The 21,468-nt window shown below is 63.1% G+C and carries 15 protein-coding genes; 4 read left to right on the top strand and 11 right to left on the bottom strand.

Annotated elements, in window-relative coordinates:
* Positions 1 to 119: 119 nt before the first annotated feature.
* The gene (dbpA, locus tag IF690_RS27660) at positions 120 to 1,457 is read right to left on the bottom strand and encodes an ATP-dependent RNA helicase DbpA (RefSeq protein WP_230589677.1); all 1,338 of its coding nucleotides are present in this window, start codon (positions 1,455 to 1,457) and stop codon (positions 120 to 122) included.
* Positions 1,458 to 1,916: 459 nt separating this feature from the next.
* Between dbpA and IF690_RS27655 the strand changes: the two genes are divergently transcribed.
* Positions 1,917 to 2,861 carry an IS110 family transposase gene (locus tag IF690_RS27655; protein WP_202697134.1) on the top strand — a complete coding sequence of 315 codons (945 nt, stop codon included), beginning with the start codon at positions 1,917 to 1,919 and terminating at the stop codon, positions 2,859 to 2,861.
* 26 nt (positions 2,862 to 2,887) lie between these two features.
* Here IF690_RS27655 and mdtD read toward each other — a convergent pair whose 3' ends face one another.
* The 6 genes from mdtD to betI form a co-directional block, all read right to left on the bottom strand.
* Complete coding sequence (mdtD, locus tag IF690_RS27650; protein WP_202698198.1) at positions 2,888 to 4,318, bottom strand: multidrug transporter subunit MdtD; 1,431 nt, start codon at positions 4,316 to 4,318, stop codon at positions 2,888 to 2,890.
* Positions 4,319 to 4,524: 206 nt separating this feature from the next.
* Positions 4,525 to 5,862 (bottom strand): TldD/PmbA family protein, encoded by a 1,338-nt coding sequence (locus IF690_RS27645; RefSeq protein WP_202698197.1) that lies wholly within the window; start codon positions 5,860 to 5,862, stop codon positions 4,525 to 4,527.
* A complete protein-coding gene (locus tag IF690_RS27640; RefSeq protein WP_202698196.1) occupies positions 5,862 to 7,304 on the bottom strand; it encodes a TldD/PmbA family protein in 1,443 nt (480 codons plus the stop codon). The genes IF690_RS27645 and IF690_RS27640 overlap by 1 nt, the downstream gene beginning before the upstream one ends.
* Positions 7,305 to 7,771: 467 nt before the next feature.
* Positions 7,772 to 9,475, bottom strand: a complete 1,704-nt coding sequence (gene betA, locus IF690_RS27635) for a choline dehydrogenase (RefSeq protein ID WP_202698195.1) — start codon at positions 9,473 to 9,475, stop codon at positions 7,772 to 7,774.
* 178 nt (positions 9,476 to 9,653) lie between these two features.
* Entirely contained in the window at positions 9,654 to 11,126 is a 1,473-nt protein-coding gene (gene betB / locus IF690_RS27630; protein ID WP_202698194.1) for a betaine-aldehyde dehydrogenase, read from the bottom strand.
* A gap of 113 nt (positions 11,127 to 11,239) precedes the next feature.
* Positions 11,240 to 11,833: a transcriptional regulator BetI gene (gene betI, locus IF690_RS27625; RefSeq protein ID WP_202698193.1), complete on the bottom strand. Its 594-nt coding sequence runs from the start codon at positions 11,831 to 11,833 to the stop codon at positions 11,240 to 11,242.
* 426 nt (positions 11,834 to 12,259) lie between these two features.
* On the opposite strand from betI, the gene betT reads away from it, so the two are divergent.
* On the top strand, positions 12,260 to 14,257 hold the full coding sequence (gene betT, locus IF690_RS27620) for a choline BCCT transporter BetT (RefSeq protein ID WP_023969213.1): 1,998 nt from the start codon (positions 12,260 to 12,262) through the stop codon (positions 14,255 to 14,257).
* A 226-nt stretch (positions 14,258 to 14,483) separates the two neighbouring features.
* Here betT and choV read toward each other — a convergent pair whose 3' ends face one another.
* The 3 genes from choV to IF690_RS27605 form a co-directional block, all read right to left on the bottom strand.
* Complete coding sequence (gene choV / locus IF690_RS27615; RefSeq protein ID WP_124322633.1) at positions 14,484 to 15,662, bottom strand: choline ABC transporter ATP-binding protein; 1,179 nt, start codon at positions 15,660 to 15,662, stop codon at positions 14,484 to 14,486.
* Complete coding sequence (gene choW / locus IF690_RS27610) at positions 15,659 to 16,504, bottom strand: choline ABC transporter permease subunit (protein WP_023969211.1); 846 nt, start codon at positions 16,502 to 16,504, stop codon at positions 15,659 to 15,661. Before choW ends, choV begins: the two co-directional genes overlap by 4 nt.
* A 70-nt stretch (positions 16,505 to 16,574) precedes the next feature.
* Positions 16,575 to 17,531 carry a choline ABC transporter substrate-binding protein gene (locus IF690_RS27605; protein ID WP_009051250.1) on the bottom strand — a complete coding sequence of 319 codons (957 nt, stop codon included), beginning with the start codon at positions 17,529 to 17,531 and terminating at the stop codon, positions 16,575 to 16,577.
* Between the two features lie 426 nt (positions 17,532 to 17,957).
* Here IF690_RS27605 and IF690_RS27600 point away from each other — a divergent pair, with 426 nt between their 5' ends.
* Together IF690_RS27600 and gbdR are read left to right on the top strand one after the other, a co-directional pair.
* Positions 17,958 to 19,334, top strand: coding sequence for an L-serine ammonia-lyase (locus IF690_RS27600; RefSeq protein WP_202698192.1), 1,377 nt, complete (start codon positions 17,958 to 17,960; stop codon positions 19,332 to 19,334).
* A gap of 546 nt (positions 19,335 to 19,880) precedes the next feature.
* The gene (gene gbdR / locus IF690_RS27595) at positions 19,881 to 20,975 is read left to right on the top strand and encodes a choline metabolism transcriptional regulator GbdR (RefSeq protein ID WP_007925992.1); all 1,095 of its coding nucleotides are present in this window, start codon (positions 19,881 to 19,883) and stop codon (positions 20,973 to 20,975) included.
* On the opposite strand, the gene aac(6') is transcribed toward gbdR, so the two are convergent.
* Positions 20,976 to 21,422 carry an aminoglycoside 6'-N-acetyltransferase gene (gene aac(6'), locus IF690_RS27590; protein ID WP_202698191.1) on the bottom strand — a complete coding sequence of 149 codons (447 nt, stop codon included), beginning with the start codon at positions 21,420 to 21,422 and terminating at the stop codon, positions 20,976 to 20,978. It abuts the gene before it with no gap.
* Positions 21,423 to 21,468 lie beyond the last annotated feature (46 nt).

Below are 21,468 nucleotides of genomic sequence, written 5' to 3'. Positions count from 1 at the left end.
GATCCTGTAGCCGCTGCCGCAGGCTGCGATAAGGCCGAAGGCCTTCAGCGATCTCAAGATCCCGCGCCCCTTCGGGGCGATCGCAGCCTGCGGCAGCGGCTACAGGTCAAGCGGTGGTATTACAGGATGCGCACGCGCAGCGAGCGGCCCTTGATCTTGCCGCTGTTCAGGCGTTGCAGGGCCTGCTTGGCGATGCCGCGGTCCACGGCGACATAGGCCTGGAAGTCAAAAATCGCGATCTTGCCGACCTGGGTGCCGGGGATGCCGGCTTCACCGGTCAGGGCGCCGAGGATATCGCCCGGACGCACTTTGTCCTTGCGTCCGGCGCCGATGCACAGGGTGCTCATGGCCGGCAGCAGCGGGCCGCCGCCCTGGGATTTCAGGCTGTCGATCTGTTCCCAGTTCAAGGGCGACTTCTGCAGTTGTTCGATGGCCTGGGCGCGGTGCGCTTCGGACGGCGCCACCAGGCTGACCGCCAGGCCCTTCTCGCCGGCGCGGCCGGTGCGGCCGACGCGGTGGATGTGGATCTCCGAATCCCGCGCCAGCTCGACGTTGATCACCATGTCCAGGGCATCGATGTCCAGGCCGCGGGCGGCCACATCGGTGGCCACCAGCACCGAGGTGCTGCGGTTGGCGAACATCGCGAGCACCTGGTCGCGGTCGCGCTGTTCCAGGTCGCCGTGCAGGCCCACCGCGGACATGCCCTTGGCGGTCAGGTGGTCGACGGTTTCCTGGACCTGTTGCTTGGTGAAGCAGAAGGCCACGCAGGATTGCGGACGGAAGTGGTTCAGCACCTTGACCACCGCGTCGATGCGTTCTTCCGGCGAGATCTCGTAGAAGCGCTGTTCGATCTGGCTGTCGGCGTGCAGGGCTTCGGCTTTCACCTGTTGCGGGTCGCGCATGAACTTCGAGGCCAGCTGCTTGATGCCCACCGGGTAGGTAGCGGAGAACAGCAGGGTCTGCCGGCGCTCGGGGGTGTAGGCGATGATTTCTTCGATCGGGTCGTAGAAGCCCATGTCCAGCATGCGGTCGGCTTCGTCGAGGACCAGGGTGTTGAGGCCGTCGAGTTTCAGCGAGCCCTTGCGCAGGTGCTGGGAGAGGCGGCCAGGAGTGCCGACGATGATGTGCGCGCCGTGTTCCAGCGAGGCGATCTGCGGGCCGAAGGACACGCCGCCGCACAAGGTCAGGACCTTGATGTTGTCTTCGGAGCGGGCCAGGCGACGGATTTCCTTGGCCACCTGGTCGGCCAGCTCGCGGGTCGGGCAGATGACCAGGGCCTGGCAACCGAAATAGCGCGGATTGATCGGGTTCAACAGGCCGATGCCGAACGCGGCGGTCTTGCCGCTGCCGGTCTTGGCCTGGGCGATCAGGTCCATCCCCTTGAGGATCACCGGCAAGCTTTGCGCCTGGACCGGCGTCATCTGGGCATAACCGAGTGAGTCGAGGTTAGCCAGCATGGCGGCGGACAGCGGCAAAGTATTAAAAGCGGTGGCAATGGTGGTCACGGGACGGGCCTGCAAAACAAAATGTCGCGCAGTGTATCAGTCCCGCTCCCTTTACCTGCAATTTCTGGACGAAAAGTAGCCAGATTCACGCAGATCCCACGAATCCTGTAGGAGCGAGCTTGCTCGCGAAAAACATCCGGACAGCGCGGACAGTCTGATACCCCGCGTTGTCTCGACGTTCATCGCGAGCAAGCTCGCTTGTATGTCCTAAGGTAGGCCTGTCGGGGTGGAGGGACTTAACTCGCTTCTGCAAGCCAGACGGTAGGAGATTTCCCCCACTCTCGCGTTCACCACAAGCGCCGATAAGGAATCCATCGGCTTGAGCACCACCTCAAGACCGACCATATCTACAAGCCTGCGCCAAACGTGAGTCCCCGACAGGTCGTTTTATCTTGTCTGCAGGAGCGTCTCATGACAATACAAACCCCCATCATCGGCATCGATGTCGCCAAGGAAAACCTGAGCCTGTATCGCCTCGATACGCAGCAAAGCGCTACGTTGGCCAACGATCGACGCGCGATCGTGACCTGGTTGAAAACATTGCCCGCAGACTGTGCCGTGGCCATCGAGGCCACCAGCACTTACCACGTCCTGCTGGCGGATCTGGCTTACCAATGTGGGCACAGGATCTATGTCATCGATGGCTACCGCCTGAGCAACTACCGCAAGGGGATCGGTGGCCGCGCCAAAACCGACCAGAGCGATGCCCGCTTGCTGGCGCGTTACCTGGCCCATGAGCAGAACCAGTTGCATCCCTGGAACCCCGCCTGCAAGGCTTATCGGCGCCTGCAACTGCTGCTGCGCCGGCGCGCCACGCTGGTCCGCAGCGCCACCGCCTTGCGCCTGAGTTTTGCTCAAGACCGGCAGATGGCCCGGGAGCTGAAACCGGTACTGGAGCGCATCAAACGCCTGGAACGGCGGCTTAACGAGCAAGTGCACAAGGCGTTGCAGGAGGCGGGCCTGGCTGAGCAGGCCAAGCGTTGCCAGGCGATCGAAGGCATCGGCCCGCTCACCGCTGCGGCCCTCAACCTGGCGTTCCTGCGAGGATCTTTCCGCAACAGCGATGCGTTCATCGCCTTCCTGGGCCTGGATGTGCGGGTCAAGGAATCCGGGCGCTACAGCGGTCGGCGCAAACTGAGCAAGCAAGGCGACTCGGAGATCCGTCGCCTGCTCCACAACGCCGCCATGGCGGCAAGCAGGACCGCCGCCTGGCAACAGCGTTACCAGCAATACCTGCAACGCGGCCTGAAACGAACAGAAGCGCTGGTCATCCTCGCCCGCAAGTTGGCCCGTATCGCTTTCGCCCTGATGAAGACCCAACAACCATATCGACCGGCGGTTGATACGGTTGGGTAGACATAGAATCTCCTACAGGGGGGTGATCAGTGCTCGATATGTTGCTCCTCGACCTTGCGTGTCCGCCGGCCGTCCTTGGGCGACAGCTGCAGGAAGATCGCCGCCGCCAGCATCGCCATGATCCCCACCGTGAGGAAGGTCAGCTGGAAGGCGCCGAGCACGGTGCTCACGCCGTCGTTGCCGACTTCGGCGGTGAAGCCGCCGAGCAGCGCGCCGGCGCAGGCCACCCCCAGGCTCAGGGACAGTTGCGCCACCACCGACAGCAGGCTGTTGCCACTGCTGGCGGAGGCGTCGTCGAGGTCGATCAGGGTCACGGTGTTCATCGCCGTGAACTGCAGCGAGTTGATCGCCCCCAGCACCGCCAGCATGCCCAGCAGCAGCGGGTAGGGCGTCTGCTGCGTGACCAGGCCCATGCTGGCGAGCATGATCCCCAGCGCCAGGGTGTTGCCGGTGAGGACGATGCGGTAGCCCAGGCGTTCGATCAGCGGGCGGGCGATGGACTTGGCGAGCATTGCCGCAGCGGCCAGCGGCAGCATGCTCATCCCGGCCTGGGACGGTGAATAGCCGAGGGCCACTTGCAGCAGCAGGGGCACCAGGAACGGCAGGGCGCCGCTGCCGAGGCGGGCGAACAGGTTGCCGAGGATGCCCACGGCGAAGGTCCGCACCTTGAACAGCGACGGCGCGAACAGCGGATTGTCGACGTGCCCGGCCCGCAGCCAGTACGCCGCGAGGCAGGCCAGGCCGCCGAACAGCAGCAACATCACTCGCAGGTGCGGCAGGTGCAGCTCGCCCAGGCCTTCCATGGCGATGGTGATCAGCACCATCGCCGCGCCGAACAGCAAAAAGCCCAGGCCGTCGAAACGCGTGCGTTCGCTGCCGCGCAGGTCGGGAATGAACTTCCAGACGGCATAACAACCGATCACGCCCACCGGCAGGTTGATCAGGAAGATCCAGTGCCAGGTCAGGTACTGCACCATCCAGCCGCCCATGGTCGGGCCGATCAGCGGGCCGAGCAGCCCGGGAATGGTGATGAAGCCCATGATCCGCACCAGTTCCGAACGCGGGTAGGCGCGCAACACCACCAGGCGGCCGACGGGCAGCATAAGGGCACCGCCCAGGCCTTGGATCACCCGGGCGCCGACCAGCAGGCTCAGGGAGTTGGACAGGGCACAGAGCAACGAGCCGATGCTGAACAGCAGGATGGCGCCGAAGAAAATCTTGCGGGTGCCGAAGCGGTCGGCGATCCAGCCGGAGGCCGGGATCAGCAACGCCACGGTAAGCATGTAGGCGATGACCACGCCTTGCATGCGCAATGGATCTTCCGCCAGGTCGCGGGCCATGGCCGGCAGGGCGGTGTTGAGGATGGTTCCGTCGAGGGATTGCATGAAGAAGGCGATGGCCACCACCCAGGGCAGCCAGCGGGCGGTGTTGGCGTCAAGCTCGGCACGGTTGGGCATGGGACCTCTTTCTGGTTGTGGGCACGCCCCTCTGTAGGAGCGAAGCTTGCTCGCGATAGCGGTGTGACATTCGACATCGATGCCGAAGACCAACCGTTATTGCGAGCAATCGAGCATCGGCCGGTTACCCCAGCGAGCGTATCGCGGGCAAGGAGTGGGCGTCCCCCCTGCTCCTACAGAAGCGCGAGGCTTGCCCGCGACAGCGGTTACAAGGTCAGCGTCAACCGGCTCACCAGCGCGCCCGGCAACTGCGCCGAGGCGGTCTGGCGCTGGCTGTAGGTACTGGCCGACAGCAGCAGTTCGCGCTCTTGGGTCAGGCCCTCCAGGTGCGAACCCAGCAGGCTGTAGACGCTGTCATCGAAACGCATGGTGCTGACCGGTGCCTGGATCTCGCCGTTCTCCACCCAGAAAGTGGCGAAGCGGGTCATGCCGGTCAGGCGCGCCGCCGGCTGGTCCGAGTAGTTCAGGTACCACAGGTTGCTGATGTACAGGCCGGTGCCCAGTTGCTGGAGAATGTCCTGCTGCGACAACTGCCCGGGCGCCATGTTCAACGCGCTGGGGTATTCGCCGCTGCCGGCGCCGTTGGTGGCCAGGCTGTATTCGGCGGCGCTGCGCGAGTTGATCAATTGCCCTTGGGCGACGCCGCCGGCGATCAGCGACAGGTCGCTGCGCGGGTAGCCTTCATCGGAAAACGCCGGGCTCAACGAACCCGTGACCTGCTCGTCCAGCGACACCAGGGGGCTCAGGCGGGCATCGCCGGCGTAGAGCTTTTGCAGCGGGCTGTGCTTGCTGGCGATGGACTGGGCGGAAAACCCGCCCCAGCTCAGCATGCCCATGATTTCCTCCAGGGCCGCCGGCGTCAGGTAGGCGCGATACTGCCCGGGCGCCAGGGTGCGCAGCGGTCGGCCGAGAAACGCCAACTGTTCCCGGGCCTGCTGGAAGCGCTGGGCGAAGCCCTGGCTGCTCCATTCGTGCCCGGCGTAGCTGGCTTTGACGGCCTGGCCGTTCTCGTGGAACAGGCTGAAGTCGAAGTTGAAGCTGTTGGCCTGGTGCCAGCCAAAGGCTCCCGAGGAACTGGCAAACCCCCGGCTGATCGGGCCGGCCGCGTAGAACCCCACCAGGTCCAGCCCGGCGGCGGCCTGGCCGATCTCGGCCACCACCTGCTCGCTGCTGGGCAGCGGGTGCTCCTGCACATTGTGGGTGTTCCAGGCATCGTGGTTGAGCAGCAGGTATGGGTCCTGGGGCAGCAGCGGCAGGGTTTCGCGCAACTGCTGCAGGCCTTCGGCCAGGCGCTGGATGTCGACCTGCGGGTCGCCGGCGAGGGTGATGCTGAGGTCGGCATGGCGTCCGTCGTCGATCAGCTTGAAGCCGAGGCTGGCCTGCTGCACATGCCCGGCCTGGCGCACCTTGGCGTGGTTGAAGCGGATGAACTGCGAAGACTCGGCGGCGTAGCTCAGGGTGAATTGCTCGGGTTCGCGCACGGCATCGCGCAGCCAGTCCACCAGGGCCTTGAACTGCTCGGCCTGATTCAGGGACGTACTCATCAGGCGTCTCCTCCAAATACATCGACATTGCTGAAAACACAGGCCGGCGAGGCATGGCCGACGCGGATCACCTGGTTCGGTTCGCCCTTGCCGCAGTTCGGCGTGCCCAGGACCTTGAAGGTACTGGCGTCGCCGACGGCGCTGAGGCTCTTCCAGAAGTGCGCGGAAATCGCCCGGTAGTTGGGGTTTTTCACCACGCCCTTGAGTTCGCCGTTCTCGATCAACTGGCCCCATTCGCAGCCGAACTGGAACTTGTTGCGCGCATCGTCGATGGACCAGGAACGGTTGGTGGACATCAGGATGCCGTTCTCGATGCCGCCGATCAGCTGCGCCAGCGACTGGTCGCCAGGCTCGATATTGAGGTTGGCCATGCGGTCGATGGGCGGGCGGTTCCAGCTGCAGGCGCGGCTGTTGGCCACGCCATCGAGGCCTGCGCGAAATTGCGAGAGCGAACCGCCCAGTGGACGCAGCAGCAGGCCTTGCCTGATCAGGAACTGCTTGCTGGCGGCCGTGCCGTCGTCGTCATGGCCGTAGCTGGCCAGCTGCTCGGGAATGTCCGGGTCGAAGGTCACGTTGAGCAGGCTGGAGCCATATTGCAGGCTGCCGAAGTCGCTGCTTTTCACGAAGCTGGTGCCGGCGTAATTGCGCTCGTCGCCGAGGATGCGGTCCAGCTCCAGCGGGTGGCCGATGGATTCATGGATCTGCAGCATCATCTGGTCCGGCATCAGCAACAGGTCGCGCGGGCCCTGTGGCGTATTGGGCGCCAGCAGCAGTTGCAGCGCCTGGTCGGCGACCTGGGCGCCGGCACCGATCAGGCCGCAGCGGCTGATCACATCGGCGCCGCCCTGCTGGCCGAAGTTCTCGCGGCCCAGGCTGCGGGTCTGGCTGTCATTGCCGTCGTAGGCGGTGACGTCCATGCCCGGGTAGACGAAGCGCTGGGCCTGGCGCAGTTCGGCGCCAGCGCTGTTGAGGTAGATCTGCTCGACGTGGGTGAGGCCGAGGCTGACCTGCCAGTTCACCAGGCGCTCGTCCTTGGGCACGGCCGCGGACTCGTCGCCGAGCAGCTGGTAGCAGTCGCTCAGGGACGGGAAGGGCTGCTCGAGGTTGGGCGAGAAGTAATCGGCGCGGTCGCTGGACACCGGCTGTTCGCGCAGGTCGAGCAGGGCGTGGGCGGCAACCAGCCGGGCTTGTTGCTCGGCGCGTTGCAGGGCGGCCTGCAGACCGTTTTGCGAGAGGTCGTTGGTGGCGGCGTAAGCCTCGACGCCATTGACCCGCACGGTGAGCATCGCGCCTTCGTCGCGGCTCAGGCTCGGCGGCTCCGCCACGTTCTTGCGCACCGACAGGTACTGGCCGGATTCGCGCACGTAACGCAGGGAAAAGAATTCGGCGCCCGTGCGCAAGGCAGCGAAGCGCTGCTTGAGCTGGGGGTAGAAATCGAACATGTGAGGAACCTCCATGTGAGCAGTCCGGCTGTTGCAGGCCTTATCGAGAGCAAGCGAGCGTCGGGCCAGGTTTTTTCTGTAGGAGCAGCCGGTCGACGCTCGATTGCTCGCGATAAAGCCCGAAGGGCTTTGAAGCCAGGTCGGAAAAGGTGCTGGGGGATGATGCTGCGAGCGCCTAGATTAGGCCTGTGCGGTGGGCGGTATCAAGCGGGGAGGCGCAGGGAAATGTTGGAGAACTGTAGTCGTTGCCACAAGTTGCGATAGAACTGGAATCCTTGGTGTTCGGTCGATGCGATCCGGTTAGGGGGATAGGGTTCGAGGTGAGGGCGGAACAGTACCTGGCTCGGGATCGGGAACCAAGGTCCTTCGGACCTTATCGCAGCCTGCGGCAGCGGCTACAGGCTGCGGTAGGGCGCGAGAGCGGCGTGAGAAAAGGCGCCGATCGTTGCGATCGGCGCCGTTCGACGTTACTGCGCGGTAGCGCTCACTTCACGTACCGGCTTGCCGCGTACCGGGGCATCGCCCGCCACGTAGTAGGCCGCCTTGCTGCGTGGCAGAGGCTGACGGCCACGGATCTTGTCGGCGATTTTCTCGGCCATCATGATCGTCGGCGCGTTCAGGTTGCCGGTGGTGATGATCGGCATGATCGAGGCATCGACCACTCGCAGACCCTGCATGCCATGCACGCGACCCTGGCCATCGACCACGGCCATTTCGTCGGTGCCCATCTTGCACGAGCAGGATGGGTGGAACGCGGTTTCGGCGTGCTCGCGGATGAATTTATCCAGCTGCTCGTCGGTCTGCACTTCGATGCCCGGGCTGATCTCGCGACCGCGGAAGGCGTCCAGTGCCGGCTGTTGCATGATTTCCCGGGTCAGGCGGATGCCGTCGCGGAATTCCTGCCAGTCCTGCTCGGTGGCCATGTAGTTGAACAGGATGCTTGGGTGCTGGCGCGGGTCCTTGGACTTGAGCTGGATCCGGCCGCGGCTAGGCGAACGCATCGAACCCATGTGCGCCTGGAAGCCATGTTCCTGTACACCGTTGCTGCCGTTGTAGTTGATCGCCACCGGCAGGAAGTGGTACTGGATGTTCGGCCATTCGAACTCTTCGCGAGTACGGATGAAACCGCCGGCTTCGAACTGGTTGCTGGCGCCGATGCCGGTGCCGTTGAACAGCCATTCGGCACCGATGGCCGGCTGGTTGTACCAGAGCAGCGACGGGTACAGCGAGACCGGCTGGGTGCAGGCGTACTGCAGGTACAGCTCCAGGTGGTCTTGCAGGTTTTCACCGACGCCCGGCAGGTCGTGGACCACCGGGATGTCCAGGCTTTCCAGCAGCTTGGCCGGGCCGACGCCGGAACGTTGCAGGATCTGTGGCGAGGCGATGGCGCCGGAGCACAGCAGCACTTCCTTGCGGGCCCGGGCTTCGACGCGCTCTTCGGCGGAGCCGACCAGGTAGCGCACGCCAACGGCACGCTTGCCTTCGAACAGGATCTTGTCGGTCAGGGCGTGGGTGACGATGTTCAGGGTCGAACGCTTCTTCGCCACGTCGAGGTAGCCACGGGCGGTACTGGCGCGACGGCCTTTAGGCGTCACGGTACGGTCCATCGGGCCGAAACCTTCCTGCTGGTAGCCGTTGAGGTCCTCGGTACGCGGGTAACCGGCTTGCACGCCGGCTTCGACCATGGCGTGGAACAACGGATTGTTGCCGGCTTTCGGCGTGGTCACGCTGACCGGGCCGTCGCCGCCGTGGTAGTCGTTCGGGCCGATGTCGCGGGTTTCCGCCTTGCGGAAATACGGCAGGCAGTCCAGGTAGGTCCAGTCTTCCAGGCCTGGCAGTTTTGCCCAGCCGTCGTAGTCCATGGCATTGCCGCGGATGTAGCACATGCCGTTGATCAGCGAGGAACCGCCCAGACCCTTGCCGCGGCCGCATTCCATCCGGCGACCGTTCATGTGTGGCTCTGGATCGGTCTCGTAGGCCCAGTTGTAGCGACGGCCTTGCAGCGGGAACGCCAGGGCCGCCGGCATCTGCGTGCGGAAGTCGAAACGGTAGTCCGGGCCGCCAGCTTCGAGCAGCAGCACGGTGACGCCTTCGTCTTCAGTCAGACGGGTCGCCAGGGTGTTACCGGCGGAGCCGGCACCGATGATGATGTAATCGTATTCTTGGGACATTGAATGCACCCTCTTTGAGTGTGGTCAGGTCGGACGAGCAATAGACCTGTAGCCGCTGCCGAAGGCTGCGATCGGCCCGGAACGGGACGCGCTCTTGAGGCCCTCGAAGGCCCCGCGGGCCTTGTCGCAGCCTCGCAAGCTCGGCAGCGGCTACAGGTTGTCGTTCAGGCTGGGTGTCTTAGAACACCGAGGCGTAGTCGCCCAGCTCGACCTGTACCGATTTGATGCGGGTGAAGTTGTTCAGCGAGCTGATGCCGTTCTCACGGCCAACACCCGACTGTTTGTAGCCACCGACCGGCATCTTGGCGTCGGATTCGCCCCAGGCGTTGATCCAGCAGATACCGGCTTCGAGCTGATGAATCACGCGGTGCGCGCGGTTCAGGTCACGGGTTACTACACCGGCGGCCAGGCCGAAGTCGGTGTCGTTGGCGCGACGGATCACTTCTTCTTCGGTTTCGTAGGTCAGGATGCTCATCACCGGGCCGAAGATCTCTTCGCGAACGATGGTCATCTCGTCGGTGCAGTCGGTGAACACGGTCGGTGCCACGAATGCGCCTTTGGCGAATGCGCCGTCGGTCAGGCGTTCGCCGCCGCACAGCAGGCGGGCGCCTTCTTCCTTGCCCTTGGCGATGTAGCCCAGCACGCTTTCCATGTGGGCGAAGCTGACCAGTGGGCCGAAGTTGGTGTTTTCGTCTTCCGGGTTGCCCACGCGAATGCGTGCGACGCGCTCGACGATCTTGGCTTCGAAGGCGGCTTTCAGGTGGCTCGGTACGAAGACGCGGGTGCCGTTGGTGCAGACCTGGCCGGAGCTGTAGAAGTTGGCCATCATCGCGGTGTCGGCGGCGCGATCCAGGTCGGCGTCGTCGAAGATGATCAGTGGCGACTTGCCGCCCAGTTCCATGGTCACGTCTTTGAGCGAGGAGCTGGAAGCGCTGGCCATGACCTTCTTGCCGGTGTCGGTGCCGCCAGTGAAGGAGACTTTCTCGATGCGCGGGTGTTCGGTCAACCAGGTGCCGACTTCGCGGCCGCTACCGGTCAGGACGTTGAACACGCCAGCCGGAACGCCGGCTTCGGTGTAGATCTCGGCCAGTTTCAGGGTGGTCAGCGAGGTGACTTCGCTTGGCTTGAAGATCATCGCGTTACCGGCCGCCAGGGCTGGAGCGGATTTCCACAGGGCGATCTGGATCGGGTAGTTCCATGCGCCGATACCGGCCACGACGCCCAGCGGTTCGCGCCGGGTGTAGACGAACGAAGTGCTGCGCAGCGGGATCTGCTCGCCTTCGATGGCCGGTACCAGGCCCGCGTAGTATTCCAGCACGTCGGCGCCGGTGACGATGTCGACATACTTGGTTTCGGAGTAGGCCTTGCCGGTGTCCAGGGTTTCCAGGGCTGCCAGTTCGTCGTTGCGCTCGCGCAGGATGTCCACGGCGCGACGCAGGATGCGCGAGCGCTCCATGGCGGTCATCGCGGCCCAGATCTTCTGGCCTTTCTCGGCGCTGACGACGGCGCGCTCGACGTCTTCTTTAGTCGCACGTTGCACTTGAGCGAGGACTTCACCGTTGGCCGGGTTGATGGCGTCGAAGGTGGCGTCGCTGCCGGCGTCGGTGTAGCCGCCGTCAATGTAGAGTTTTTGCAGTTCGAAACGGGCCATGTTGATAGTCCTCGCAAGTGCATGAGTGGTTGGCGTTCACCACTGGGCGCGCCGTGTAGCCTGGGCGCGCTGGTCAGTGGCAGTTCAGGGGGCCGAGCGTCTTGTAATGTGCTCTAGCGCTCCTGCTTAGCCAGTTGGAAATCCATGTATTCGTAAGCGATCCGGTGCGCCTGCTCGGTGTCGAAAGCGTCTCCCGACAGCGCGCCGCGCAACCACAAGCCGTCGATCAGGGCTGCCAGGCCTCGCGCTGCGCTGCGTGCATCATCCAGCGGCAGGACGCGGCGGAACTGGCAGCACAGGTTGGAATACAGGCGGTGATCGTTGATCCGCTGCAACCTGTGCAAAGCCGGGTGGTGCATGCTGGTGGCCCAGAAGGCCAGCCAGGTTTTCATTGCCGGGCCATTGACCTGGCTGGCGTCGAAGTTGCCTTCGATGATCACCTGGAGGTGCGCCCGCGGGCTCTTGTCCTCCAGCGCCTGGCGGCGCGCGGTGACGTTCTCGCTGAGGACACTCATCAGATACTGCGCCGTGGCGGCGATCAGGCCGTTCTTGTCCTGAAAGTAGTGACTGATGATGCCGTTCGAGACACCGGCCAAACGGGCGATCAGCGCAATGCTGGCGTCCCCCATCCCGACCTGATCGACCGCCAGCAACGTGGCTTCGATCAACTGCTGGCGGCGTATGGGTTGCATACCGACCTTGGGCATCTTGCACATCTCCTTAGGCCTGCTGGCAGTCGTGAAACGGCTACCGGCGTGAGGGCCAGTCTATTTTGTTTTGATTGAACGTTCAATCAACAAAGAATAAGATCTGCGACAAATCGTCGCTGCCTCCAGGTCCCTTCCTGCGTGTAGATGGCGGAAAAACGACCTCCGAAAAAGCCTGAAACCCAAGCAGGGCATGGCGTGAACCAGTGAGGACGGATGTGTTGAATGGGCAAGACGCTTAAGGCCAGGTGACGAACTGCACGTTTGCACTCGGCCTTCGACGCTGGTTTTCAACGCAACTCCTGCAGGTTCGGGCTTTTTTCGGGGTGTCTTTATATCACCCGTCGGTCGGCTGCCAACTAACCGATTGGTCGGGTGCCGTGTTGCCTTGTGTTCTTCTCTCGCACTGCCTGGAGCATCTGTGCCATGAGTTCTGCCTCTCTTATAAAGACCCCACCGGAAAAGGTGCGGGTCAACGGTTGGGTGTTCTACACCTCTACCGCGCTGATCCTGTTGCTGACCGCCATTCTGATCATCGCCCCGCAAGAGGCTGGCAGACTGCTCGGCATTGCCCAGGCCTGGTTGTCCCGCAGTTTCGGCTGGTACTACATGGTGGTGATCGCCGCCTACCTGGTATTCGTCGTCGGCCTGGCGTTTTCCTCCTACGGCAAGCTCAAGCTGGGAACCAAGCAAGACACTCCGGATTTCAGCTATGGCGCCTGGGCCGGCATGCTGTTCTCGTCCGGTATCGGCATCTCGCTGCTGTACTTCGGTGCTTCCGAACCGCTGGACCACTATTTCAACCCGCCTGAAGGCGTACCGGGCAGCAACCTGGCCGCGCGCCAGGCGCTGCAGCTGACGTTCCTGCACTGGGGCCTGCACGGCTGGGCGATCTACGCCCTGGTCGGCCTGGCCGTGGCCTACTTTGCCTACCGTCACAACCAGCCGCTGGCGCTGCGTTCGGCGCTGTACCCGCTGGTGGGCGAGCGCTGGGTCAAGGGCGCGGCCGGCCACGCGGTGGACGGTTTCGGCATGTTCGTGACCCTGCTGGGCCTGGTGACCAACCTGGGCATCGGCTCGATGCAGGTGTCTTCCGGCCTGGAAAACCTGTTCGGCATGGAACACAGCAACACCAACCTGCTGATCGTGATCATCGTCATGAGTACCGTGGCGACCATCGCTGCCGTGTCCGGTGTGGAAAACGGCATCCGCCGCCTGTCCAACCTGAACATCGTGCTGTTCAGCGGCCTGCTGATCTTCGTGCTGCTGTTCGGTCCGACCCTGCACCTGCTCAACGGTTTCGTGCAAAACGTCGGCGATTACCTCAACGGTGTGGTGCTCAAGACTTTCGACCTCTATGTGTACGAGGGCGACAGTGCCAAGTCCGACCGCTGGCTGGGCCTGTGGACCCTGTTCTACTGGGCCTGGTGGATTTCCTGGGCGCCATTCGTCGGCATGTTCATCGCGCGTATTTCCCGTGGCCGTACCGTGCGCGAGCTGGTGGCGGGCGTGCTGCTGATTCCGCTGGGCTTCACCCTGGCCTGGCTGTCGGTGTTCGGTAACTCGGCCCTGGACCTGGTGATGAACCACGGCGCGGTGGAACTCGGCAAGACGGCGCTGGAACAGCCGTCCATGGCGATCTACCAGCTGCTGGATCATTACCCGGCGTCGAAGATTGTCATCGGCGTGTCGATTTTCGTCGGTTTCGTGCTGTTCCTGACCCCGGCCGACTCCGGCGCGGTGATGATGGCGAACCTGTCCTGCAAGGGCGGCAACGTCGACGAAGACGCCCCGCACTGGCTGCGGATCTTCTGGTCGGTGGTGATCACCCTGGTGACCGTCGGCCTGCTGTTCGCCGGTAACTTCGAGGCCATGCAGACCATGGTGGTGCTGGCTGGCCTGCCGTTCTCGGTGGTGCTGGTGTGCTTCATGTTCGGCCTGCACAAGGCCATGCGCCAGGACACGCAGATCGAACAGGAACAAGCGGAACTGGCGGCCCGTGGTCGTCGTGGTTTCAGCGAGCGCCTGACCCAGCTGGACCTGCAGCCGACCCAGGCGGTGGTCCAGCGCTTCATGGACAAGCACGTGACGCCGGCCCTGGAAGAGGCCGCTACCCAGCTGCGCAACCAGGGCCTGGACGTGCAAACCCTGCTGGGCAAGTCCAAGCGCTGCATGGGCGTGCGGATCGAGATGGAAGAGGGCAACCCTTTCGTCTATGAAGTGAGCCTGGACGGCTATCTGGCGGCGCCGAGCGAATCGGCCGATGCGCCGGAGGAGCGTGCGCGCTACTACCGCGCCGAGGTCTACCTGCACAACGGCAGTCAGGAATACGACTTGATGGGCTTTACTCAGGAGCAGATCACTCGTGACGTGCTCGATCAGTTTGAAAGCCATCGGCAGCTCCTTGGCCGGGTTTACAGCTAAGACGTGAGGGGGCGGGTAGCCCCGTTACTCCGCATCGCCTGTATCGCGAGCAAGCTCGCTCCTACAAGGATTGCATTTGACCTGTAGGAGCGAGCTTGCTCGCGAAGCGTCAGCCCTGACCCAGCGCAACACCCGCTCCCGCAACAGGGAGCAACCTGTTCCATGTATTCCCGCTAAAACAAAACGCCGCGATCGATGTCGCGGCGTTTTTGTTTGCGTGTCGCTGTTACCCCAGGTTCTTGCCGAGCAGCGCGTGGTAGAGCTCGCTGTCGCCAAGGATTCCCACCACCTTGTTGTTGTCGTGCAGCACCAGCTTGTTGCCGGTCTGGTAGCGGATCTGCAGTGCGTCGCGCATGCCGATGCTGGAGTCCACCAGGGTCGGCTTGCGGCCGAGGCCTTCCACCGCCTGGCCCGGGATCCAGTTCTGCAGGTCGAGGCTGGCGCCGTTCTGGCGTGCGCCCTTGATGGTGTTGCCCTCGGCCAGGTCGAGCCAGGAGTCGCCACCCGGATCCAGGCACACGGAGCCGTTGATGCGTTTGCAGTTGTCCAGGGTGCGCATCAGGCTGCGGCCGCAGAGCACGTTGAGCGGGTTGGTATGGGCGACGAAGGTGCGCACATAGTCGTCCGCCGGGTTCAGCACGATCTCTTCCGGCTTGCTGTACTGGATGATCCGTCCGTCTTTCATGATGGCGATGCGGCTGCCCAGTTTCAGGGCTTCGTCGAGGTCATGGCTGACGAACACGATGGTCTTGCTCAGCTTGCGTTGCAGTTCCAGCAGTTCGTCCTGCAGGCCCTGGCGGATCAGCGGGTCGAGGGCGGAGAAAGGTTCGTCCATCAGCAGGATGTCGGCGTCCATCGCCAGGGCGCGGGCCAGGCCTACACGTTGCTGCATGCCGCCGGACAATTCGTCGGGTTTCTTGTTGCGCCACTGGGTCAGGCCCACCAGCTCGAGTTTCTCGTCCACCAGCTTGCGCCGTTCCTTTTCCGGCCGGCCCTGCATTTCCAGGCCGAAGCTGATGTTCTCGCGAACGGTCAGCCAGGGCATCAGGGCGAACTTCTGGAACACCATGGCGATGCGCTTGGTGCGCATCATCTTCAGTTCCGCCGGGGTACAGGAAGCGATGTCGATCTGCTTGCCGTCATGCTCGACGAACAGCTTGCCGCGGCTGACGGTGTTGAGGCCGTTGATGCAGCGCAGCAGGCTCGACTTGCCGGAGCCGGAAAGGCCCATCAGCACGCAGATTTCGCCTTTCTCGATGTCCAGGCTAGCCTTTTCCACACCGACGATCTGGCCGGTCTTTTTCAGGATCTCGTTACGGGTCATGCCCTGGTCCAGCAGCTTGAGCGCCTCGCGTGGATCCTTGGAGAAGATAACGTCGACGTTATCGAAGCGGATTATGCTCATGCGTCACCCCCTACTTTGGCTTCGGGTTGTTTGCAGATACGGTCGAGCATGATCGCCAGCAGTACGATTGCCAGGCCTGCTTCGAAGCCCAGGGCGATATCGGCGGTGTTCAGTGCGTTGACCACGGGTTTGCCCAGGCCGTCGGCGCCCACCAGGGCCGCGATCACCACCATCGACAACGACAGCATGATGCACTGGGTGATGCCGGCGGCGATGCTCGGCATGGCGTGGGGCAGCTCGATACGCGACAACAGTTGACGGCGCGAGCAGCCAAAGGCCTTGCCGGCGTCCATCAACTCTTGTGGTACATCGCGGATGCCCAGGTAGGTCAGGCGGATCGGCGCGGCAATGGCGAACACCACCGTGGAGATCAGGCCTGGCACCACACCCAGACCGAACAGGGTCAGGGTAGGAATGAGGTAGACGAAGGTCGGTACGGTCTGCATCAGATCGAGCACCGGACGCATCATGGTGTAGAACATCGGCTTGTGCGCGGCGACGATGCCCAGCGGCACGCCAATCAGCACGCAGACCAGGGTGGCGAACAGCACCTGGGCCAGGGTTTCCATGGTTTCCTGCCAGTAACCCAGATTGAGAATCAGCAGGAAGGACAGCACGACAAAGGCCGTCAGGCCCCATTTGCGTTGGATGATGTGCGCCAGCAAGGCAATCAGGCCGATCAAGGCCAGCGGGTTGAACCAGGTCAGCGCAAACGTCACGCCGTGGATCATCGTTTCCAGGGTCGATGCGATCGCATCGAATGTGTTGGCGCCGTGTTGCGTCAACCATTCAACGAAGGCAGCGATGTACTGGCCTAAAGGGATTTTCTGATCAGTGAGCATGGTATTGAACGTCCGCATGCAAGGAATAAACAGCCCGGGCGGGCGAACCCACCCGGCGTAAGCGACCTACTTAATTAGCAGCTTGCGCAAGCTTGGCTTTCACGGCCTCCAGGCCTGGTTTTCCGTCAATGGTGGTCACGCCAGCGAGCCAGGTATCGAGTACCTCGGGGTTTTTCTTCAGCCAGGCCTTGGCGGCCGCCTCGGGCTTCATCTTGTCGTCCAGGACATTACCCATCAGGGTGCTTTCCATATTCAGGGTGAACGACAGATTCTTCAGCAACTGACCGACGTTGCTGCATTCCTCGGCGTAGCCCTTGCGGGTGTTGGTGTAGATGGTCGCCTGGCCGTAGTTGGGGCCGAAGAACTCGTCGCCGCCGGTCAGGTACTTCATCTTGAAACGGGTGTTCATCGGGTGCGGTTCCCAGCCCAGGAACACCACCGCGGTGCTGCGCCGTTGCGCGCGTTCGACCTGGGACAGCATGCCCGCCTCGCTGGACTCCACTACCTTGAAGCCGGCGTCTTTCAGGCCGAAGGCGTTCTTGTCGATCATGCTCTGGATCATGCGGTTGCCGTCGTTACCCGGCTCGATGCCGTAGATCTTGCCGTCCAGTTCTTTCTTGAACTTGGCGATGTCGGCGAAATCCTTCAGGCCCTTGTTGTACAGCTCTTCCGGGACCGCCAGGGTGTACTTGGCGTTCTCCAGGTTGGCGCGGATGGTTTCCACGGTGCCGGCATCGCGGTAGGGCTTGATGTCGTTTTCCATGGTCGGCATCCAGTTGCCGAGGAACACGTCCATGTTCTTGCCGTCGGCCAGGGACTTGTAGGTCACCGGCACGGAAATCATCGTGGTCTTGGTCTTGTAGCCAAGAGCCTCGAGAACCACGCTGGTGGTCGCGGTGGTGACGGTGATGTCGGTCCAGCCGACATCGGAGAAGTTTACGGTGCTGCATTGGGCCGGTTCTGCGGCGTGCGCCAGAAGCGGCAGACTCAGCATGGCGGCCAACAACAACGACGGGGAACCTTTCATGGGGTGGACTCCTGGGTGTTTTCTGGCGGTGTGTCTGACCGCACTTATAAGTGTTGCGGTTGGGGCGAGTGGGACAGCTCTACCACAGTGCCTTGCAATCGAGTCGAGACTGATCATGTACCAGTGAAAATCTGACGCCTACAGGGGGCGTCGTATCCAGTACAGGGAGGGTCGCATCCAGTGTCAGTGAGGTCGCTTACAGCTTTTTTCAGCACTTTTTGCCCATCTGAACCGCAAAAAAACGGCCAGAACCGGAGGTCGGCGGGCCACGGCGTTGGTGGGCATGAGTGAGTCGGTGTGAGACGTCGAACGACACTGCAAAAGCCTGATGATGCGCGTATCTCGGCGGATTACTGCTTGAGCGTAGCAGCTTCGCCACCGGGCGTTTGGGCGCCCGGCGTGTGCTCATCGAGGAGTTTCGCAGTCATGGCTATCAGTGTTTTCGACCTGTTCAAAATCGGCATCGGCCCCTCCAGTTCCCACACCGTCGGGCCCATGCGCGCCGCGGTGCTGTTCGTCCAGGCACTGCGGGAAAAAGACCTGCTGGAGCAGGTGCGCCGCATCGAGGTAAGGCTCTACGGTTCGCTGTCGGCCACCGGCATCGGGCACGGCAGCGACAACGCGGTGATCATGGGGCTGATGGGCGAATGGCCGGATGCGATCGATCCGTCGCAGATCGGCGGTCGCATCGAGACCCTGCGTGAAACCAATACCCTGCTGCTCGACAACCGCCTGCCGATCCCCTTCGTCTGGGCGCGCGACATGCGGCTGATCGACGAAAACCTGCCGTTCCACCCCAACGCCATGACCCTGGTCGCCGAAGGCGAGTCCGGGGAGCTGCACCGCGATACCTATTATTCCGTGGGCGGCGGTTTTGTCGTCGACGAGGCCCAGGCCAGCAGCGGCGTGGTCGACCTGGATCGCACCGAATTGCCTTACGACTTCTCCAGTGCCGTGGAGCTGCTGGGCCTGTGCCAGAAGCACAACCTGCGGGTGGCCGAACTGATGATGGCCAACGAGAAGGTCTGGCGTTCGGAGGAGGAGATCCGCGCGGGCCTGATGAAGCTCTGGCAGGCCATGCAGGATTGCGTCGAGCAGGGCCTCAAGCACGAAGGCATCCTGCCCGGCGGGCTCAATGTACGGCGCCGCGCGGCCAAGCTGCACCGCAGCCTGCAGGAATTGAACAAGCCCAATGTGATCGGCTCGACCCTGAGCGCCATGGAGTGGGTCAACCTGTACGCCCTGGCGGTCAATGAAGAGAACGCCGCCGGCGGCCGCATGGTGACGGCGCCGACCAACGGCGCGGCGGGGATCATCCCGGCGGTGCTGCATTACTTCATGCGCTTCAGCGAGGATGTCACCGACGCCAACGTGGTGGACTTTTTCCTCGGCGCGGCGGCGGTGGGCATCCTCTGCAAGAAGAACGCCTCGATCTCCGGCGCCGAAGTCGGCTGCCAGGGCGAGGTGGGTTCTGCCTGCGCCATGGCTGCCGCCGGTCTGGCGGAGATTCTCGGGGCGTCGCCGGAGCAGCTGTGCAACGCCGCGGAAATCGGCCTGGAGCATAACCTTGGCCTGACCTGCGACCCGGTCGGCGGCCTGGTACAGGTGCCCTGCATCGAGCGCAACGCGATTGCCGCGGTGAAGGCCATCAATGCCGCGCAAATGGCCCTGCGCGGCGACGGCCAGCACTTCATTTCCCTGGACCGGGTGATCCGCACCATGCGCGATACCGGGGCCGATATGCATGACAAATACAAGGAGACATCGCGCGGCGGGCTGGCGGTCAGCGCCGTTGAATGTTGATGCTTTGACAGCGGGACTGCTGCGCAGTCCATCGCGAGCAAGCTCGCTCCTACAGAAATATGCATTCCCCCTGTAGGAGCGAGCTTGCTCGCGATGACGTCAGAAGATTCACCCCATTTCCCGAGTCTTCTGCTCATAAATTGAACACCCAGCGACACCCCCGCCACCTTTTGGAGCGTCGCAAACAGGTAAGTCCAAAGGCTCATCGGTCAGGTTTTTCATTGACCTCGGCTGAGCGCCCACCTGTGCTTGCGGTGACACTCTTTTCCCAGGGCGCTTCTCGCCGTTCCCACAAGTGCTACCGATTTGCTCACAGCTACCGTGCCAGGGCCCTCCACGGCCGATTCGGCGTTGATAATCCGCACATTGCGCAGGGCTTATATAGACGCATCGCGACGTCGTTTTCAGGAGTTATTGAATGGCCATTCAATTTTAGGCATGGCAATTGCTCTGTCATCACAAAGCCCGTCTCCCGTGTGAGAACGATGGCAATAACAAGAGCCTCCGCCTGAGGCCATCACCCGCTTTGTGTGAGGAGATACCGCGATGACGTCGTTCAACTCCGGGGCTCAACCCCAGAACCGTGCGCCTCAATCCATCGGCTTTCTGCTGCTGGACAATTTCACGCTGATTTCCCTGGCCTCCGCGGTCGAGCCGCTGCGCATGGCCAACCAGTTGTCCGGTCGCGAGCTGTATCGCTGGACCACCCTCAGCGTCGACGGCGGCCAGGTCTGGGCCAGTGATGGCCTGCAGATCACCCCCGACGCCTCCATGCACAAAGCCCCCGCCCTGGACACCGTGATCGTCTGCGGCGGCATCGGCATCCAGCGCACCGTGACCCGCGAGCATGTGTCCTGGCTGCAAAGCCAGGCGCGCCAGTCCCGCCGTCTCGGCGCGGTGTGTACCGGCAGCTGGGCCCTGGCCTGCGCCGGCCTGCTCGACGGCTTCGATTGCAGCGTGCACTGGGAATGCCTGGCCTCGATGCAGGAAGCTTTCCCACGGGTGGCCATGAGCACTCGCCTGTTCACCCTCGACCGCAACCGCTTCACCAGCTCCGGCGGCACCGCGCCGCTGGACATGATGCTGCACCTGATCAGCCGCGATCACGGCCGCGAGCTGTCGGCGGCGATCTCGGAAATGTTCGTCTACGAACGTATCCGCAACGAGCAGGATCACCAGCGCGTGCCGCTCAAGCACATGCTCGGCACCAACCAGCCGAAACTGCAGGAAATCGTTGCGCTGATGGAGGCCAACCTGGAGGAGCCGATCGACCTCGACGAACTGGCGGTCTATGTCTCGGTATCGCGGCGCCAGCTGGAGCGGCTGTTCCAGAAATACCTGCACTGCTCGCCGTCGCGTTACTACCTGAAGCTGCGGCTGATCCGCGCCCGGCAACTGCTCAAGCAGACGCCGATGTCGATCATCGAAGTGGCCTCGGTCTGCGGTTTCGTCTCCACGCCGCACTTCTCCAAGTGCTACCGCGAGTACTTCGGCATTCCTCCGCGTGACGAACGCGTGGGCTCCAACACCGCCCAACAGGTGGCGATGATGCCGATTCCGCAGGCGCTGGTACTGGCCGGCCCGATGTCCTCGCTGAGCCAGGCGCGCAACGAATCGACTTTCGCCAGCGTCAGGCTGTAATCACAGGCTTTTCCTGAAGTACACGACGCGCTCGGTTTCCTCGAAACCGAGCGCCTTGTGCACGGTCTGGCTCAACAGGTTTTCCAGGCCGGTATCCGAAGCCATTTCCACGCAGCCCTGATCCCGTCCCCATTGGGCGACGGCGTCTATCAATTGTTCGGCAATGCCCTGGCGCCGCTGTTCGGCGCTGACGTACAAACCCTCCAGAAACACCACCGGCGAATGTTCGGTGCCGTTCACGTAGTCGCGGCGCAACGAGGCTTCGGCCAATCCCACAGGCTGGCCGTCGGCGGTATAAGCGAGCAGGTTGATATAGCGCTGCGGGTCGTCCAGCAAGCTGGCGATTTCGTCCAGATGTTCCTGGGCCGGGCAGTCGGGCCACAACGCCTGGCGCAATGACAGCCAGCCCGGTTGACGGGCTGACTGGCAGGGTTCGATTCGAATCATGGGGCGGTTCCTTGGCGTGCAAGCACCGCACTCTACCCCGGGATCC

This window comes from Pseudomonas sp. SK3(2021) (genome assembly GCF_016772375.1).
GTDB classification, from domain to species: domain Bacteria; phylum Pseudomonadota; class Gammaproteobacteria; order Pseudomonadales; family Pseudomonadaceae; genus Aquipseudomonas; species Aquipseudomonas chlororaphis_I.
This window is presented reverse-complemented; position numbering and strand designations above follow the sequence as displayed.

Bases quoted from the DNA above. Each gene is read 5' to 3' on its own strand.
- dbpA (WP_230589677.1), bottom strand. From the start codon at position 1,457: ATGCTGGCTAACCTCGACTCACTCGGTTATGCCCAGATGACGCCGGTC.
- IF690_RS27655 (WP_202697134.1), top strand. From the start codon at position 1,917: ATGACAATACAAACCCCCATCATCGGCATCGATGTCGCCAAGGAAAAC.
- mdtD (WP_202698198.1), bottom strand. From the start codon at position 4,318: ATGCCCAACCGTGCCGAGCTTGACGCCAACACCGCCCGCTGGCTGCCC.
- IF690_RS27645 (WP_202698197.1), bottom strand. From the start codon at position 5,862: ATGAGTACGTCCCTGAATCAGGCCGAGCAGTTCAAGGCCCTGGTGGAC.
- IF690_RS27640 (WP_202698196.1), bottom strand. From the start codon at position 7,304: ATGTTCGATTTCTACCCCCAGCTCAAGCAGCGCTTCGCTGCCTTGCGC.
- betA (WP_202698195.1), bottom strand. From the start codon at position 9,475: ATGTCCCAAGAATACGATTACATCATCATCGGTGCCGGCTCCGCCGGT.
- betB (WP_202698194.1), bottom strand. From the start codon at position 11,126: ATGGCCCGTTTCGAACTGCAAAAACTCTACATTGACGGCGGCTACACC.
- betI (WP_202698193.1), bottom strand. From the start codon at position 11,833: ATGCCCAAGGTCGGTATGCAACCCATACGCCGCCAGCAGTTGATCGAA.
- betT (WP_023969213.1), top strand. From the start codon at position 12,260: ATGAGTTCTGCCTCTCTTATAAAGACCCCACCGGAAAAGGTGCGGGTC.
- choV (WP_124322633.1), bottom strand. From the start codon at position 15,662: ATGAGCATAATCCGCTTCGATAACGTCGACGTTATCTTCTCCAAGGAT.
- choW (WP_023969211.1), bottom strand. From the start codon at position 16,504: ATGCTCACTGATCAGAAAATCCCTTTAGGCCAGTACATCGCTGCCTTC.
- IF690_RS27605 (WP_009051250.1), bottom strand. From the start codon at position 17,531: ATGAAAGGTTCCCCGTCGTTGTTGTTGGCCGCCATGCTGAGTCTGCCG.
- IF690_RS27600 (WP_202698192.1), top strand. From the start codon at position 17,958: ATGGCTATCAGTGTTTTCGACCTGTTCAAAATCGGCATCGGCCCCTCC.
- gbdR (WP_007925992.1), top strand. From the start codon at position 19,881: ATGACGTCGTTCAACTCCGGGGCTCAACCCCAGAACCGTGCGCCTCAA.